16 protein-coding genes are annotated in these 13,886 nt (G+C 69.5%); 11 read left to right on the top strand and 5 right to left on the bottom strand.

Features of this window, described 5'->3' with window-relative positions; all coding sequences use genetic code 11:
* Window positions 1–17: 17 nt before the first annotated feature.
* A complete protein-coding gene (locus NQ706_RS08745; RefSeq protein WP_038567234.1) occupies window positions 18–1,037 on the bottom strand; it encodes a GNAT family N-acetyltransferase in 1,020 nt (339 codons plus the stop codon).
* Between the two features lie 193 nt (window positions 1,038–1,230).
* On the opposite strand from NQ706_RS08745, the gene fdxA reads away from it, so the two are divergent.
* From fdxA to NQ706_RS08730, 3 genes are all read left to right on the top strand, one after another.
* Window positions 1,231–1,554, top strand: coding sequence for a ferredoxin (gene fdxA / locus NQ706_RS08740; protein ID WP_038567236.1), 324 nt, complete (start codon window positions 1,231–1,233; stop codon window positions 1,552–1,554).
* Window positions 1,555–2,050: 496 nt separating this feature from the next.
* A complete protein-coding gene (gene dapC, locus NQ706_RS08735) occupies window positions 2,051–3,166 on the top strand; it encodes a succinyldiaminopimelate transaminase (RefSeq protein ID WP_038567239.1) in 1,116 nt (371 codons plus the stop codon).
* A 121-nt stretch (window positions 3,167–3,287) separates the two neighbouring features.
* Window positions 3,288–4,553: a citrate synthase gene (locus NQ706_RS08730; RefSeq protein WP_038567241.1), complete on the top strand. Its 1,266-nt coding sequence runs from the start codon at window positions 3,288–3,290 to the stop codon at window positions 4,551–4,553.
* Window positions 4,554–4,743: 190 nt separating this feature from the next.
* On the opposite strand, the gene NQ706_RS08725 is transcribed toward NQ706_RS08730, so the two are convergent.
* Both NQ706_RS08725 and dapD read right to left on the bottom strand, forming a co-directional pair.
* The gene (locus NQ706_RS08725; protein ID WP_038567243.1) at window positions 4,744–4,992 is read right to left on the bottom strand and encodes a hypothetical protein; all 249 of its coding nucleotides are present in this window, start codon (window positions 4,990–4,992) and stop codon (window positions 4,744–4,746) included.
* A gap of 131 nt (window positions 4,993–5,123) precedes the next feature.
* Window positions 5,124–6,053, bottom strand: coding sequence for a 2,3,4,5-tetrahydropyridine-2,6-dicarboxylate N-succinyltransferase (gene dapD, locus NQ706_RS08720; RefSeq protein ID WP_038567245.1), 930 nt, complete (start codon window positions 6,051–6,053; stop codon window positions 5,124–5,126).
* A 153-nt stretch (window positions 6,054–6,206) separates the two neighbouring features.
* On the opposite strand from dapD, the gene dapE reads away from it, so the two are divergent.
* The 4 genes from dapE to NQ706_RS08700 are packed head-to-tail and all read left to right on the top strand — an operon-like array spanning window position 6,207 to window position 9,314.
* A complete protein-coding gene (gene dapE, locus NQ706_RS08715; protein WP_038567246.1) occupies window positions 6,207–7,277 on the top strand; it encodes a succinyl-diaminopimelate desuccinylase in 1,071 nt (356 codons plus the stop codon).
* Window positions 7,277–8,173 (top strand): TIGR00730 family Rossman fold protein, encoded by an 897-nt coding sequence (locus NQ706_RS08710; protein WP_288756560.1) that lies wholly within the window; start codon window positions 7,277–7,279, stop codon window positions 8,171–8,173. The genes dapE and NQ706_RS08710 overlap by 1 nt, the downstream gene beginning before the upstream one ends.
* 11 nt (window positions 8,174–8,184) lie before the next feature.
* Window positions 8,185–8,724: a DivIVA domain-containing protein gene (locus NQ706_RS08705; RefSeq protein WP_051805703.1), complete on the top strand. Its 540-nt coding sequence runs from the start codon at window positions 8,185–8,187 to the stop codon at window positions 8,722–8,724.
* Complete coding sequence (locus NQ706_RS08700) at window positions 8,721–9,314, top strand: DNA-3-methyladenine glycosylase I (protein ID WP_038567253.1); 594 nt, start codon at window positions 8,721–8,723, stop codon at window positions 9,312–9,314. Before NQ706_RS08705 ends, NQ706_RS08700 begins: the two co-directional genes overlap by 4 nt.
* Before the next feature lie 290 nt (window positions 9,315–9,604).
* On the opposite strand, the gene NQ706_RS08695 is transcribed toward NQ706_RS08700, so the two are convergent.
* The gene (locus tag NQ706_RS08695; RefSeq protein WP_038570470.1) at window positions 9,605–10,393 is read right to left on the bottom strand and encodes an enoyl-CoA hydratase/isomerase family protein; all 789 of its coding nucleotides are present in this window, start codon (window positions 10,391–10,393) and stop codon (window positions 9,605–9,607) included.
* Between the two features lie 198 nt (window positions 10,394–10,591).
* Here NQ706_RS08695 and NQ706_RS08690 point away from each other — a divergent pair, with 198 nt between their 5' ends.
* Entirely contained in the window at window positions 10,592–10,759 is a 168-nt protein-coding gene (locus tag NQ706_RS08690) for a DUF3117 domain-containing protein (protein WP_006947428.1), read from the top strand.
* Window positions 10,760–10,985: 226 nt separating this feature from the next.
* Here NQ706_RS08690 and NQ706_RS08685 read toward each other — a convergent pair whose 3' ends face one another.
* Complete coding sequence (locus NQ706_RS08685; RefSeq protein WP_038567255.1) at window positions 10,986–11,618, bottom strand: O-methyltransferase; 633 nt, start codon at window positions 11,616–11,618, stop codon at window positions 10,986–10,988.
* Window positions 11,619–11,992: 374 nt separating this feature from the next.
* On the opposite strand from NQ706_RS08685, the gene sigE reads away from it, so the two are divergent.
* From sigE to NQ706_RS08670, 3 genes are read left to right on the top strand one after another with little or no spacing between them, the layout of a single operon-like run.
* On the top strand, window positions 11,993–12,676 hold the full coding sequence (gene sigE, locus NQ706_RS08680) for an RNA polymerase sigma factor SigE (RefSeq protein WP_038567258.1): 684 nt from the start codon (window positions 11,993–11,995) through the stop codon (window positions 12,674–12,676).
* A complete protein-coding gene (locus tag NQ706_RS08675) occupies window positions 12,673–13,305 on the top strand; it encodes a hypothetical protein (RefSeq protein WP_038567260.1) in 633 nt (210 codons plus the stop codon). Before sigE ends, NQ706_RS08675 begins: the two co-directional genes overlap by 4 nt.
* A gap of 25 nt (window positions 13,306–13,330) precedes the next feature.
* Entirely contained in the window at window positions 13,331–13,858 is a 528-nt protein-coding gene (locus tag NQ706_RS08670; protein ID WP_200874242.1) for a preprotein translocase subunit TatB, read from the top strand.
* Window positions 13,859–13,886 lie beyond the last annotated feature (28 nt).

The raw sequence follows: 13,886 nt of genomic DNA, 5'->3' as shown, positions 1-13,886 counted from the left end.
GGTCGGTGCTTCGGTGGTCAGTTCGGCTGGAGGTAGACGTAGCTGTGGTGCGTCGTGAAGCCGAGCGATTCGTACAGAGCGATGGCCGGTGCGTGGTCGGCGGCGACCTGCAGGTACATCGACGAGGCGCCGGCGCGCAGCGCCTCGTCGGCGCAGGCGCGCAGGATTTGTCGTGCGAGGCCCTGACGGCGGACGTCGGGGCGGGTGGCGAGGGCGAACACTCCGGCCCATCCCGGCGACAGCGCCAGGCGAGCGTGGGCGACGGCTCCCGAGGGCGCGCCCGCCGCACCGGAGGTGATGCCGTCAGTGTCAACGGGCGGCGTGAGCGCGAGGAAGACCTGCTTCTCGGAGCCTTCCAGGACGCGCCGGGCGTCACTCTCGTGCGTGCGTGCCCGGTCATCGGCGAGCGACCACCACGCGTCGTCGAGGGCGGGGGAGACGTTCGTGCGCGTCGAGCTGGTCGACGTGCGCCGCGCAGCCGCAGCGACGTCGGCGCTCGCGGCCGTCATGACACGTACCGGGCGGAGCGCCTCCCAGCCGAGAGTGGTGGCCTCCTGGACGAGGGGGTCGTCGTCGGGCGAGAAGCCGGGTGAGAGAGGCACCTGGATCAGGGGCGGCAGCGCTTGAGCGTCGTACCAGCGTCGAACGGTGGCAAGCGCGTCGGCCGTCGACGGGCCGGGTTCGCCGAGGACGAGAGCCGAGTTGGCACGCCCCGTGTAGCCGCCGGCAGCGCGCAGCATCCAGCGTCCGAACCACTCACGTTCGTGGGGCGGCCAACCGTCCGCCATGAGCTCTTCGAGATCCTCGACGGAGACCGCGCGATGCGGCGCGCCACGCCGGCCGGGGCGTGGGCCGAGCGCCTTCGCCGTCACGATGTCGGAGACGGCGACGCGCGCCTCGCCGCGCCGGGTGTCGACGACGACGTGGCCAACGTCGACGGAGCGGACGGTGCCGACGATGTCCGTCAGGGTCGTATTCGCGTCGAGCGTGCCTGCGGCGGCGGCGATCTCGTCAGCCGTCAGCCGCCGACGGATCATGACCCGTGCGCCCTCTCGCAGGGTGGAAGCAAGGGTGGGCTTGTTTTCGGCCGAGTCGCGCACATCGGCATACTAGGAGGCACCCATCCGAACATCGCACCGTGACGCTCGGATACCAAGAACGTTCGCTGTCCGCATCTCGCCTCTGCACGGGTCGGCCGGCGGGCGCAACGCGACCACCGAGGAGCTACCCGTGACGTACGTCATCGCCCAGCCCTGTGTCGATGTCAAGGACAAGGCCTGCATCGAAGAGTGCCCCGTCGACTGCATCTACGAGGGTGAGCGTTCGCTCTACATCCACCCCGACGAGTGCGTCGACTGCGGCGCGTGCGAGCCGGTATGCCCCGTCGAGGCCATCTACTACGAGGACGACACGCCCGAGGAGTGGGCCGAGTACTACAAGGCCAACGTCGAGTTCTTCGACGACCTCGGCTCGCCCGGCGGCGCCGCCAAGATGGGCGTCATCAAGAAGGATCACCCGATCATCGCCGTCCTGCCCCCGCAGAACCAGGACTGACGACCAGGGCTGACGGTGAGGCCTGACGGGGACCGGCAGGCCGGCGTCCGCGCCCCAGAGGTGCTGGGCGCTTGCGCGCCTGCACGTGAACCTCGCTCGCGCCAATAGAATCCTGCCCTTTCGAACCCCGCGCCAATCGAACCCCCGCGCGAGCTGCTGACGGCTCGTGCGGGGGTTCGCCATGTCCCGCACCCGTCTGAGATCCACGTCCCCCTTCGCGATCTACGTCCCCTTCGGCGATTCCTGTCCACATCGGCGATCGACGTCCACATTCATGTCGTCGCCGCAGCACGGGGGGTCGACCGCGAAGGTGGTCGAAAATCGCAACAGTGGACGAAGATCGCAGAGGGGGAGGCGGTTCGCAGAGATGGACGGAAATCGCGAATGGTGACGAAGATCGCAGGAGTGGACGCCCTTCGCCGACGGGCATGCGGCCCTGGCGGCGCGGGGGTTCGGGCAGGGTGGGGATGTCGGTGGCAGGTGCGAGAATGGCGGCATGGCGCTCAACCTTCCTGACTTCCCCTGGGATTCGCTCGCCGCGGCCAAGGCGCGCGCGAGTGAGCACCCTGACGGCATCGTCGACCTCAGCGTCGGCACGCCCGTCGACCCGACGCCGCAGATCCTGCAGGACGCACTCGCGGCCAACGCCGACGCCCACGGTTACCCGCAGGTATGGGGGACCCCCGATCTGCGTGAGGCGATCGCCGCCTGGTACGCACGCCGCCGCAACGCGAGCCACGTCGACCCCGACGGCGTCATGCCCACGGTCGGTTCTAAAGAACTGGTCGCGTGGCTCCCGACGCTGCTCGGCCTGGGCGCCGGGGACGTCGTCGCCTTTCCCGAGGTCGCCTACCCGACGTACGACGTCGGCGCTCGCCTCGCGGGCGCGACGCCGCGTCCGATGCGGGGCCTCACCGAGTTCGGGCCACAGGCGCCGAAACTGCTGTGGATCAACAGCCCCGGCAACCCGAACGGCAAGGTTCTCGGTGTCGAGCACCTCAAGAAGGTCGTCGACTGGGCACGCGCGCGTGGCGTCATCGTCGCCAGCGACGAGTGCTACGCCGAGCTCGACTGGCGTGACGGCGCCGGCGAGGCGGGGCAGCTGAGCGCCCCGAGCATCCTCGACGACCGCGTGTGCGGTGGAGATCACACCGGGCTGCTGTCGGTGTACTCCCTGAGCAAGCAGTCGAGCCTTGCCGGATACCGTGCGAGCTTCGTCGCGGGTGACCCCGCGATCGTCAAGCAGCTCGTCGACGTCCGCAAGCACGCCGGCATGATCGTGCCGTGGCCGGTGCAGCGGGTGCTCAAGACGGCGGTCGAGGACGACGCCCACGTGGCCGCCCAGAAGGCGATCTACGCGCGCCGCCGCGCCGCTCTCAAACCTGCGCTGGAGGCGGCAGGCTGGCGGATCGACGATTCCGAGGCCGGTCTGTACCTGTGGGCGACGCAGGGACGCCCCTGCCGCGAGTCGATCGACGCGCTCGCCGAGCTCGGCATCCTCGCTGCGCCGGGCGACTTCTACGGCGTCGCGGGCGAGCAGCACGTCCGCATCGCGCTGACGGCCACCGACGAACGGGTCGACGCCGCTGTGAGGCGCCTCACAGCGGGTTGACGGAGAGTCAAAGTTTTTCCTCTACCCGGTGGTAGCGGATTAAAAGCAGCGGAAATTCTCAGGTAACGTCTCATTCGCTAACCCGGTACACCCCTGCCGGTCCGCAAGGAGGAAAACCCACATGACTTCTCAGGGCAACGCCACGTTCACGGCCGACGACAAGGAACTCGAGTTCCCGATCGTCGAGGCCGTCGAGGGCTGCAGCGGCTACGACATCTCGGCGCTCATGAAGGAGACGGGCAACGTCACCCTCGACGTCGGCTTCGTCAACACCGCGTCGTGCAAGTCCGCCATCACCTACATCGACGGTGACCAGGGCATCCTGCGCTACCGCGGTTACCCCATCGACCAGATCGCGGAGAACGCCTCGTTCCTCGAGGTCGCCGCGCTCCTCATCGACGGTGAGCTGCCGTCGCAGGCTCGTCTCGACGAGATCACCCAGGCCGTCGCGAAGGCGTCCGTCCTGCCCGAGGGCCTGGAGAAGATCTTCGACGCGTTCCCCACGGGCGCGCACCCGATGCTGATCCTCGCCTCCGTCGTCCCGGCGCTCGGCACGTACTACGCCGACGCGCTGTCGGTGAAGGACGACGCCGCGATCGACAAGGCGACGGCCGTCCTGCTGGGCGCCGTCCCGACGCTCGCCGCGTACTCGTACCGCAAGTCGATCGGTGAGTCGTTCATCGCGCCCGACGCCTCGCTCGGGTACGTCGAGAACTTCCTGCACATGATGTTCGGCGGCGACGTCGACCAGGCCACCGCCGATGCGCTCGACATGCTCTTCACGCTGCACGGCGACCACGAGCAGAACTGCTCGGCCTCGACCGTCCGCATGGTCGGTTCCGCCGAGGCGGACCTGTTCCAGTCGATCACCGCCGGCATCGGCGCCCTTTCGGGTCCGCTGCACGGTGGCGCGAACTCTGCTGTTCTCGAGATGCTCGAGAAGATCCAGTCGACGGGCGACTCGGCCGAGGACTTCATGGACAAGGTGAAGAACAAGGTCGACGGCGTGAAGCTCATGGGCTTCGGCCACCGCGTCTACAAGAGCTACGACCCGCGCGCCGCCATCGTCAAGAAGGCGACGCACTCGATCCTCGAGAAGAACGGCAAGGACGAGCAGCTCGAGCTCGCCATGGGCCTCGAGGAGCGCGCGCTGAAGGACGACTACTTCGTGCAGCGCAAGCTGTACCCGAACGTCGACTTCTACACGGGTCTCATCTACAAGTCGATGGGCTTCCCGACGAACATGTTCACCGTCCTGTTCGCCATCGGCCGCATGCCCGGCTGGATCGCGCAGTGGCGTGAGCAGAACAAGGACGCGGCGAAGAAGATCGGCCGTCCGCGTCAGGTGTACGTCGGCGCGACAGAGCGCGACTACCCGACGAAGTGACGCCGGCGCGGCGCTGATCGCGCTCGCACCGTCGGACGAAGGGGCTGTTCACCATCGAGGGTGAGCAGCCCCTCCCTCATGCCTGACGTCCGGCCGGTACGACGGCCTTCCCCGAGTCGGGGACGGGGCGTCGCCGCACGCAAGGGCGCGCGCTGCCGGTTCAAGGGGCCGCAGCGGCGAGCGGCGGGCGTCAGCCGATGAACGCGATCCCGAACGTCGCGAGCAGGCCCAGCAGCAGGAAAAGCGCGACGATGCGCTGCATCCTGCTCGCGCCGCTCATCGACGACGCGGCCTGCAGCTCCGGCGCCGAGTAGGCGTCGAAGCCACTCTCGCGGACCTGGTCGCGCTCACTGACGGGCACCCGCGTCTCGTGCAGCTCCCGCAGATCCTCGCGTGGGGTCGGGCCGTCCAGGTGCGTTCGGTCGGGGTGGCTCGTCATCGTCGTCTCCTCGTGCGTGGGGCGCTCACAGTGTGACGCCTGGCTGACGGTCCGTGGGGTTGAACGGGTGATGAAATGCCGCGAGGCGCCGCGGCTCGGATGGCCGCGAGCCCGCATGCCCGCCTGCGGCGTCAGTTCTTGTGCAGGTCCGCGTTGAGCTCGATGCCCCTACCGGCGCGGGCGCGGCACTCGACCGCGCCCGTCTCGGAGTTGCGTAGGAACAGCATGTTGGCGCCACCGGAGAGCTCGACGGCCTTGGTGACGGTGCCGTCGGGCATCGTCACCTTGGTGCCGGCGGTGAGGTAGAGGCCGGCCTCGACGACGCAGTCGTCACCGAGGGCGATGCCGAGGCCCGATTCAGCGCCGAGCAGGCAGCGTTCGCCGAGGCTGACGCGTTGCGTGCCGCCGCCCGACAGGGTGCCCATGATCGAGGCGCCGCCGCCGATGTCGGAGCCGTCGCCGACGATGACGCCCTGCGTGATACGCCCCTCGACCATGGAGTGCCCGAGCGTGCCGGCGTTGAAGTTGACGAAACCCTCCTGCATGACGGTCGTGCCCTCGGCGAGGTGGGCGCCGAGACGCACGCGGTCGGCGTCGGCGACGCGGACACCGCTGGGCGTGACGTAGTCGGTCATGCGCGGGAACTTGTCGATGCTGAAGACGCTGACGGGGCCGCGCTGACGCAGAGACGCGCGCGTCATCTCGAAGTCGTCGACGGCGCACGGGCCGAAGTTCGTCCACACCACGTTGGCGAGCCGGCCGAAGATGCCGTCGAGGTTGATGGTGTTCGGCAGCACGAGGCGGTGGCTGAGCAGATGCAGTCGCAGGTACGCGTCGGGGGCGTCGTCCGGGGCGGCGTCGAGGTCGATGACGGTGCGCACGACCTTCGTCGTCACCTTGCGCGCGTCGTCCTTCGTCTCGAGGGCGGTGAGCGCGGACGGAGCCTTGGTGGCGTCGTCAGGCGTGCCGAGTGCGGGGGAGGGGTACCACGTGTCGAGCGTGGTGCCGTCGGCGGTCACGGTGGCGAGGCCGTAGCCCCAGGCGGTGCGTGCATCAGTCATGCCGCCCAGGCTACCGAGGGGTTCGCGGCTGTGGGTGGGCTCGTCCGGGTGGCGGGCCGACCCGTCTGCGATTCGCTGACACATTCGCTCCCCGGGCGATGGACGTTCGTCTCCCGTGCCACGGTTGTCGGCGCCGGGTCATAGGGTGTGGGCATGGCTTCTCTGGACCTGACGCAGGACGTCGTCGCGCTCACCGAATCGGTGTGCAACATCGAGTCGGTCTCCCTCGATGAGAGGAACCTCGCCGACGCGATCGAGGCCGAGCTCGCGACGCTCGACCACCTCGACGTCGTGCGCGACGGCAACACGATCGTCGCCCGCACGAACCTGGGGCGTGACGAACGCATCGTCCTCGCCGGCCACATCGACACGGTGCCGCTGACGAAGGATCCCGCCAACCTGCCCGTCAAGCGTGTCGGCGGCAAGCTGCACGGGCGCGGCACGACCGACATGAAGGGCGGGGTGGCCGTCCAGCTCAAGATCGCCAAAGAACTGACGGATCCGAACCGCGACATCACCTTCGTCTTCTACGAGGGCGAGGAGATCGAGGATCAGTACAACGGTCTCGGGCGCATTGCGCGCACCCGACCGGAGCTGCTCGAGGGGGCCGCGTTCGCCGTTCTGCTCGAGCCGACCAACGGCGGTATCGAGGGCGGCTGCAAGGGGACGCTGAGGGTTCACGTGCGCACCAAGGGAATCGCCGCCCACTCGGCGCGGCCCTGGAAGGGTGACAACGCCATCCACAAGGCTGCCGACATCCTCAACCGGTTGCGTGAGTACGAACCGCAGACGGTCACCGTCGACGGTCTCGACTACCACGAGGGCCTCAACGCGGTGAACATCTCCGGCGGCATCGCGGGCAACGTCATCCCCGACGCGTGCACGGTGACGGTGAACTACCGCTTCGCGCCCGACAAGAGCGCCGAGGACGCGCTCGCGTACGTCACGACGTTCTTCGATGGTTTCGACATCGAGTGCGACGATCTCGCCGGGGGCGCCCGTCCCGGCCTCGACCGCCCGGCGGCGAAGGCGTTCGTCGACGCGCTCGGCCTGCCTGTTGTCGCGAAGGAGGGGTGGACGGACGTCGCGCGCTTCTCCGCCGTCGGCGTGCCCGCGGTCAACTTCGGCCCCGGGGACCCGAACGTCGCCCACATGGACGACGAGTGGTGCCCCGAGGATCAGATCGTCACCGCACTCGAGCTGCTCAAGGGATGGCTGGCCTGATGGCGCACCACGACGACGAGCGCGACGCGCGTAGCGCCCGCGGGGGCGACGAGATGGTCGACGTCGCCTCGCAGCCCGGCCCGGTTGCCGATTCGGGTTTCGCGGCCCGCCGTGACGAGGCAGAACGCCGCAAGGCCGGCCCCGAGCACGACTACCACAAGGGTGCCGTCACGCTGCGCGGCAAGCACGTGCCGCGCACGACGACCGACCAGCGACTGCTCGACTCGAACTTCGAGGCGGACTGGGTCCACACCGACCCATGGCGCGTCATGCGTATCCAGGCCGAGTTCGTCGAGGGCTTCGGCGCGCTCGCCGAGCTGGGGCCCGCCATCAGCGTGTTCGGCTCGGCGCGGCTCAAGTCCGAGCATCCGGCGTACGCCGTGGGCGAGCAGGTGGGGCGCGCCCTGGTCAAGGAGGGCTTCGCCGTCGTCACCGGCGGGGGCCCGGGCGCGATGGAGGCCGCGAACAAGGGCGCCTTCGAGTCAGGCGGCACGTCCGTCGGGCTCGGCATCGAACTGCCCTTCGAGACGGGGCTCAACCGCTTCGTCAACCTCGGCGTGAACTTCCGCTACTTCTTCGTGCGCAAGACGGTGTTCGTCAAGTACACGCAGGGCGCCATCGTGCTGCCGGGCGGTGTGGGGACGCTTGACGAGATGTTCGAGGCGATCACGCTCGTGCAGACGCAGAAGGTGACGCACTACCCGATCGTGCTCGTCGGCACCGCGTTCTGGAGCCCGCTTCGCGAATGGTTGCACGCGACGGTGCTCGCCGAGGGCATGATCTCCGAGCGCGACGTCGACCGTATGGTCATCGTCGACACCGCAGAAGAAGCCATAGCGTTCATCCGTGACGCTCACCGCGCCGCTCGGGCGGGCGAGCGTCCCGTCGAGGCCTGAGGAGCAGCATCATGATGATCGTCCTCATCGTCGTCCTGATCGTCATCATCGGGGCGCTCGTCGCGGTTCTCGCCGGGCGCATCGGCGTCGACTCGATGTCGGGCCCGAGCAGCACATCTTCGTTCGAGTTGCCGCCCGGCCCCCTGGGCGCACAGGGCGTGGACGCCGTTCGTTTCGACCAGGCACTGCGCGGGTACAACATGGGTCAGGTCGACGCGGTGCTCGACCGCCTGTTCGAAGAGATCGGAGAGTTGGAATCGCAGCTCGGCGAGAAGCCCGACGGTGCACGCGCCACGACGGCTCGCCCTGACGCCGTGGCCGAGGCGGAGGGTGCGTCTCGTAGCCGCCAGGCCGGTGACGAGGCGGCCGAGATCGTCCAGTTCCGTCGTCGCGAGCGCCGCTCGCGCGGGCACGAGCGCGAGGACGAGGCGTCTGAGAGCGCGGTACGCGAGGCCGTGGCGCTCGACAAGGGTGATGAGCCAGTTGGCAGTGATGAGCCGGGAGGCCGGCACACGGCGTCGCGGGAGTCGTCGAGCGACCGCGACGCATGAGCCTGCTCGTCGTCGGTGACGACGGTGTCGCCCGCTGCGCATGGGCCACGAGCGCGCCTGATTACATCGCCTACCACGACGACGAATGGGGGCGACGGGTGCGCGGTGAGCGGGAACTGTTCGAGCGGCTGACGCTCGAGTCGTTCCAATCGGGGTTGTCGTGGCTGACGATCCTGCGCAAGCGTGAGGCGTTCCGGGCAGCCTTCGTCGGGTTCGAGCCGGATGCCGTGGCGGCGCTCGGGGCTGCCGATGTCGAGCGTCTGATGGGCGATGCCTCGATCGTGCGTAATCGCCGCAAGATCGAGGCTGCGCTGACGAACGCGTGCGCCGTCGTCGAGCTGCGTGCCGACGGTGGGCTCGAGGCGCTCATCGACACCTTCCCGCCTGCGGCGCACGAGCGCCCGACGACCGTGGCGGACGTCGTCGGGTCGTCGGACGAGTCGACCGCGCTCGCGAAAGAACTGAAACGGCGCGGCTTCGCGCACGTCGGACCCACGACCTGCTACTCGCTCATGCAGGCTTGCGGGTACGTCAACGATCACGCAGCAGGGTGTGTTGCCGGCGACGCCATCGAACGTCTGGCGGGGTGAGGTCGAGGCGCCCGGTGCCGTCGACGGTCCGGGCGTGAGACGGTTGCGTCGCCGGCGTGAGCCCTCCGAGCATCACGTTGACGGCGGGGGTGCGCGCCGAACGCAGGCAATCTGTGCCGCGCCCCCTAGGGACCGTCGCTCGGCACCCCCTCGGCGCCCCAAACTACCAGCGGGGACGACCGTCAGACACAGGGTGCCCTTCGCGCGGCTCTTGGAGCACCAGCCTGCGAACGGGGGGAGCGACGGGCCACCGTCCCCGTAGGCGAATGTGGATGAAAATCCCCGATGGGTCAGCGGCCCTCGAAGGTCGGGGGCTGCTTGGTGAGGAAGGCGTCGACGGCGCGTCGGTGATCGTCGCTCGATCCCGTGCGGATCATGAGCGGCTCCTCGTGGGCCAACGACTCCACCAGCGAGTGGTTCGACGCGAATTCGAGCGCATCGCGCATCGCGGCGTAGGCGAGGGTCGGGCCGGCCGCGAGTCGGGCCGCCCATGACTGCGCTGCGGTGAGGGCATCGTCCTCGATGCGGTTGACCAGGCCGATGCGCAGGGCCTCGTCGGCGTCGATCGTCCGCGCATCGAAGAGCAGTTCGCGCGCGCGGGCCGAGCCGACGAGTCGCTGCAGGCTCCAGCTCGCGCCTGTGTCGCAGCTGAGCCCGATGCCCGCGAACGCCGTCGTGAACTTGGCCGTGGGCGCGGCGATCCGGAAGTCGGCCAGCATCGCGAGCGACAACCCGGCGCCTGCCGCAACGCCGTTGACTGCGGCGATGACGGGCTTCGGCATCTGCGCGAGCGTCGTCGCGATCGGGTTGTAGTACCGCGAGACCGACTCGAACGGGCCCTTCGACCCGGCACCGAGCTGCTCGGCGTGCTCACGCAGATCCTGGCCGACGCAGAATCCGCGCCCGGCCCCCGTCAGGACGAGGGCTCGGATCGACGCATCGTCGGCGACCTGCCTGACGGCGGCGAGCAGCGCGGTCTTGCTCGTGTCGGTCAGTGAGTTGAGCGAGTCGGGGCGGTCGAGCGTCACGGTGGCGACGCCGTCGCTCACGTCGATGAGAACTTCAGAGGTGGCAGACATGGTGACGAGTTTCACACATGGATTTCGTCTGCCTGGCAGGACGCGCAATAATGGTGGGTAACAAGCTGATCGACGAGCACACCGGCCCCCTTGCGAGAGCGGGGAGTCGTGTTCGGCGCGACGGAGGATCGCGGCACGCTTCGACGATGTGGCAGAACCTAGCGCGCCGTGTGGCGCGTTCTCGAAAGGGGTCAACCCATGGCAGCGATGAAGCCGCGGACCGGTGACGGTCCCCTTGAGGTCGCGAAGGAAGGCCGCAGCATCCTGCTGCGCATGCCGCTCGAAGGCGGCGGACGTCTCGTCGTCGAGATGAACGCCGACGAGGCCAAGGCCCTCGGCGCCGCGATCACCGACTGCGTCGGCTGACGCGTTCGTCACGCACCGCTCGAAACAGGCGCCTCATCCCTCCGGGGATGAGGCGCCTGTTCGCGTCGTGCCAGCGCCGGTGGCTGGGTGGCAGCGCGACAGGCAGCCGCGCTGTGTGTCGCCACTCGTGTTCGCGAAACTCGTGGCCGAGGGTGAGCTGGCGGGAGTCAGCGCTTGGCGCGCCTCGTGCTCGCGCAACTCGTCGCAGAGGGCGCGCAGGCCGGCGTCAGCGTTTGACGCAGACGAGGAGGCCGTCGCCGACGGGCAGGAGCGTCGTGAGCAGGTCGTCACGTTCGCGCAGCTCCTTGCCGAGGGCGCGCAGACGCTTCGTCGTCTCGTCGCGCACCGCGGGGTCGGCGACGCGGTCGTGCCACAGCATGTTGTCGAGGACGATGACGCCGCCGCGCCGCACGAGACGCAGCGCCTGCTCGACGTACGCGGGGTATTCGTCCTTCTCACCGTCGACGAGGACGAGGTCGTAGGCGGCATCCGCGAGGCGCGGCAGCACCGTCAGGGCGCTGCCGGAGATGATGCGGGTGCGCTGGGGCGGGTAACCCGCGCGCTGGTACGCCGCGCGGGCGGCGCGCTGGTGCTCCATGCTGATGTCGATCGTGGTGAGCACCCCGTCAGCCGGCATGCCGTCGAGCAGCCACAGCCCGGACGAACCGGCGCCCGTGCCGATCTCGACGACGGTGCGCGCCGCCGTCGACGCCGCGAGCATGCGCAGGGCAGCGCCCGCGGCGCTCGTCACCGGGGTGGCGCCGAGGTGCTCGCCCTGGATGCGGGCAGCCTCGATGTGCTGGGGCTCGTCGGCGAAATCCTCGGCGTACGCCCAGCTCGCGGGCTTGAAACTGGTCATGGGGGACATCCTAGGGGCGCTCGCAGCCCCACCCGATCCGTGGGTCGGCGCGCGGCTGTGCGCCGATGGCGGCTCCAGGCCCAGTGCAGCCGACTCTGCGCGCAGTGCGGCGCCAGCCCCTGTGCAGCCCACTGTGCGCGGATGACGGCCGTCGAGCTCCGCGGCCCGAGGCGCTCGACGTCTCAGCAGCAGGGCAGCGTTCGGAATGCGCGACAAGAATGCAGCATTCGCAATGGGCCTTCCGCATCCTGAACGCAACTGGGCGTCAGCGGCACGAGGCGGCCAGCCGGCGGGTCCCTCAGCAAGTCCACAGGCATGCCGGGGATAATGGATGCTCGCGGCGCGCCAGCGCCGAGATGCGGTCGGGAGGACCCATGTCGATGTCGAACCCCCGGGGCGCAGTTGCCGACCCCGTTCACCCCGTCAACACGCGCTCGCGTGTGCGTGTCGCCGAGCAGGCGCCGCCTGGCTGGCAGCCGCCGACGTGGGAGGAGATCGTCACCGAGCACAGTGCGCGCGTCTACCGACTCGCCTACCGCCTCACCGGCAACGTCCACGACGCAGAGGACCTGACGCACGACGTCTTCGTGCGCGTGTTCAATTCGCTCGGTTCGTACCGCCCCGGCACCTTCGAGGGCTGGCTGCACCGCATCACGACGAACATGTTCCTCGATCGCATGCGCCGCAAGCAGCGCATCCGCTTCGACGCCCTGGCCGACGACGCCGACGGCCGGCTGCCCTCCGGAGCGGCCGGGCCCGAGCAGGTCGTCCTCGACGCGCAGTTGGACGACGACGTGCAGCGCGCGCTCGACGCGCTGGCCCCCGACTTCCGCGCGGCGGTCGTGCTGTGCGACATCGAGGGCCTCACGTACGAGGAGATCGCCCAGACTCTCGGACTGAAGCTCGGCACGGTGCGTTCACGCATCCACCGCGGCCGGGCCGCCCTGCGCGAGTCGCTCGCGCATCGCTCGCCCGCCGCTCGTGAGGCGCGACGTCGTAGCGTCGTCCAGGCCGCGAAGGAGGGGCTCACGCGACGCCCGGCCGTGGGGCTCACGTGATCCGCCGGTATCGCTCGGGGCATCTGGGCGAAGCCATCGACCTGTACGTCGACGGCAAACTCGACGCGGTGTCGATGCGGTGCGCGGCGCGCCACCTGCTCGTGTGCTCGGTGTGCCGCCGTGACGTCGACGCGGAACGCGTCATCGTTCGTGAGGTGCGCGCGGTGCCCGTCGACCCCGACCGTCATGCCTCCCTCGTCGCAGGGCTGCTCGCTCTGGCGCCGGAGTGCGCGTCGCGGCCGCCGTCAGCGGCGCCTGGCTCCTGCGCCGACGAGGCCATGGTGCTGGAGGCGGCTCCCCACCGCGCTGCGGCTGGTTCCCGGGAGGACGAGATCGCGTGGCAGGATGCCACGCGCCAGCACCCGGCAGCGCGTCGGCGCCGCTCGAACGTGCGGGCGGGGCTCGTCGCGGGTCTCGCGGGCCTCGGCTCGACCGCGGCATGCGTGGGCGCGTTCGTGCTCGTCACACCGTCGCATTCCGCGCCGATGGCGCCGGAGCGCAGTCGCATGGCGAGCGTCGGAAGCGACAGGATCGCGCCCCCGACGATCGATGTCGCGGGCAGCCGCGAGGTCACGCACGGTGAGCGGGTGACGGTGAGTCGCGCCGGATCAGGCAGAATGGCCCCATGAGCGAGTTCGCAGGGGTGACGTACGCGTGAACATTCCATTCATCGACATCAACTCGGGCGAATTCATCATCATCGTCATCATCGCTCTCGTGCTCATCGGGCCGAAGCGGTTGCCGGGTTATGTCGACAAGCTGCGCACGTTCATCCGCACCGCGCGGGAGATGGCCGAGGGAGCGAAGACGCAGCTCAAGACGGAGATGGGCCCCGAGTTCCAGGACGTCGACTGGCGCCAGTACGACCCCCGCCAGTACGACCCGCGCAAGATCGTGCGCGAGGCGCTGTTCGACGATCCCGACGCCGACATCGCGGGCGAGATCGGGCTGAGAGAGCGCACCGCGCAGTCGACCGGCGCGACAGCGGTGGGCGCCGTGGGTGCGGCCGGCGCAGCTGCATACAGCAGCGATAGCGGAGCTGACGGCGTCGGGGCCGGAGGGATCGGAGCGGAGGGCGCCGGCGGTGAGGACGCCTACGGCGTGCCGGCCGCCCCGCGCTCCCACGTCACTGCCGAATACCACCCCGACCGCGTCACGCCCTTCGACGACGACGCAACCTGAGCCCGACCGAACCGGTGCCGGTCGAGCG

It is taken from the genome of Dermacoccus sp. BD5 (assembly GCF_044878485.1).
GTDB classification, from domain to species: domain Bacteria; phylum Actinomycetota; class Actinomycetes; order Actinomycetales; family Dermatophilaceae; genus Dermacoccus; species Dermacoccus nishinomiyaensis.
Note: the sequence above shows the minus strand (reverse complement) of the source record. Positions and strands in the feature narration are given on the sequence as shown.

What these genes read in the sequence shown, in the direction of transcription:
- NQ706_RS08745 (WP_038567234.1), bottom strand. Translation starts at nt 1,037, where the DNA reads ATGATCCGTCGGCGGCTGACGGCTGACGAGATCGCCGCCGCCGCAGGC.
- dapC (WP_038567239.1), top strand. Translation starts at nt 2,051, where the DNA reads ATGGCGCTCAACCTTCCTGACTTCCCCTGGGATTCGCTCGCCGCGGCC.
- NQ706_RS08730 (WP_038567241.1), top strand. Translation starts at nt 3,288, where the DNA reads ATGACTTCTCAGGGCAACGCCACGTTCACGGCCGACGACAAGGAACTC.
- NQ706_RS08725 (WP_038567243.1), bottom strand. Translation starts at nt 4,992, where the DNA reads ATGACGAGCCACCCCGACCGAACGCACCTGGACGGCCCGACCCCACGC.
- dapD (WP_038567245.1), bottom strand. Translation starts at nt 6,053, where the DNA reads ATGACTGATGCACGCACCGCCTGGGGCTACGGCCTCGCCACCGTGACC.
- dapE (WP_038567246.1), top strand. Translation starts at nt 6,207, where the DNA reads ATGGCTTCTCTGGACCTGACGCAGGACGTCGTCGCGCTCACCGAATCG.
- NQ706_RS08710 (WP_288756560.1), top strand. Translation starts at nt 7,277, where the DNA reads ATGGCGCACCACGACGACGAGCGCGACGCGCGTAGCGCCCGCGGGGGC.
- NQ706_RS08705 (WP_051805703.1), top strand. Translation starts at nt 8,185, where the DNA reads ATGATGATCGTCCTCATCGTCGTCCTGATCGTCATCATCGGGGCGCTC.
- NQ706_RS08700 (WP_038567253.1), top strand. Translation starts at nt 8,721, where the DNA reads ATGAGCCTGCTCGTCGTCGGTGACGACGGTGTCGCCCGCTGCGCATGG.
- NQ706_RS08695 (WP_038570470.1), bottom strand. Translation starts at nt 10,393, where the DNA reads ATGTCTGCCACCTCTGAAGTTCTCATCGACGTGAGCGACGGCGTCGCC.
- NQ706_RS08690 (WP_006947428.1), top strand. Translation starts at nt 10,592, where the DNA reads ATGGCAGCGATGAAGCCGCGGACCGGTGACGGTCCCCTTGAGGTCGCG.
- NQ706_RS08685 (WP_038567255.1), bottom strand. Translation starts at nt 11,618, where the DNA reads ATGACCAGTTTCAAGCCCGCGAGCTGGGCGTACGCCGAGGATTTCGCC.
- sigE (WP_038567258.1), top strand. Translation starts at nt 11,993, where the DNA reads ATGTCGATGTCGAACCCCCGGGGCGCAGTTGCCGACCCCGTTCACCCC.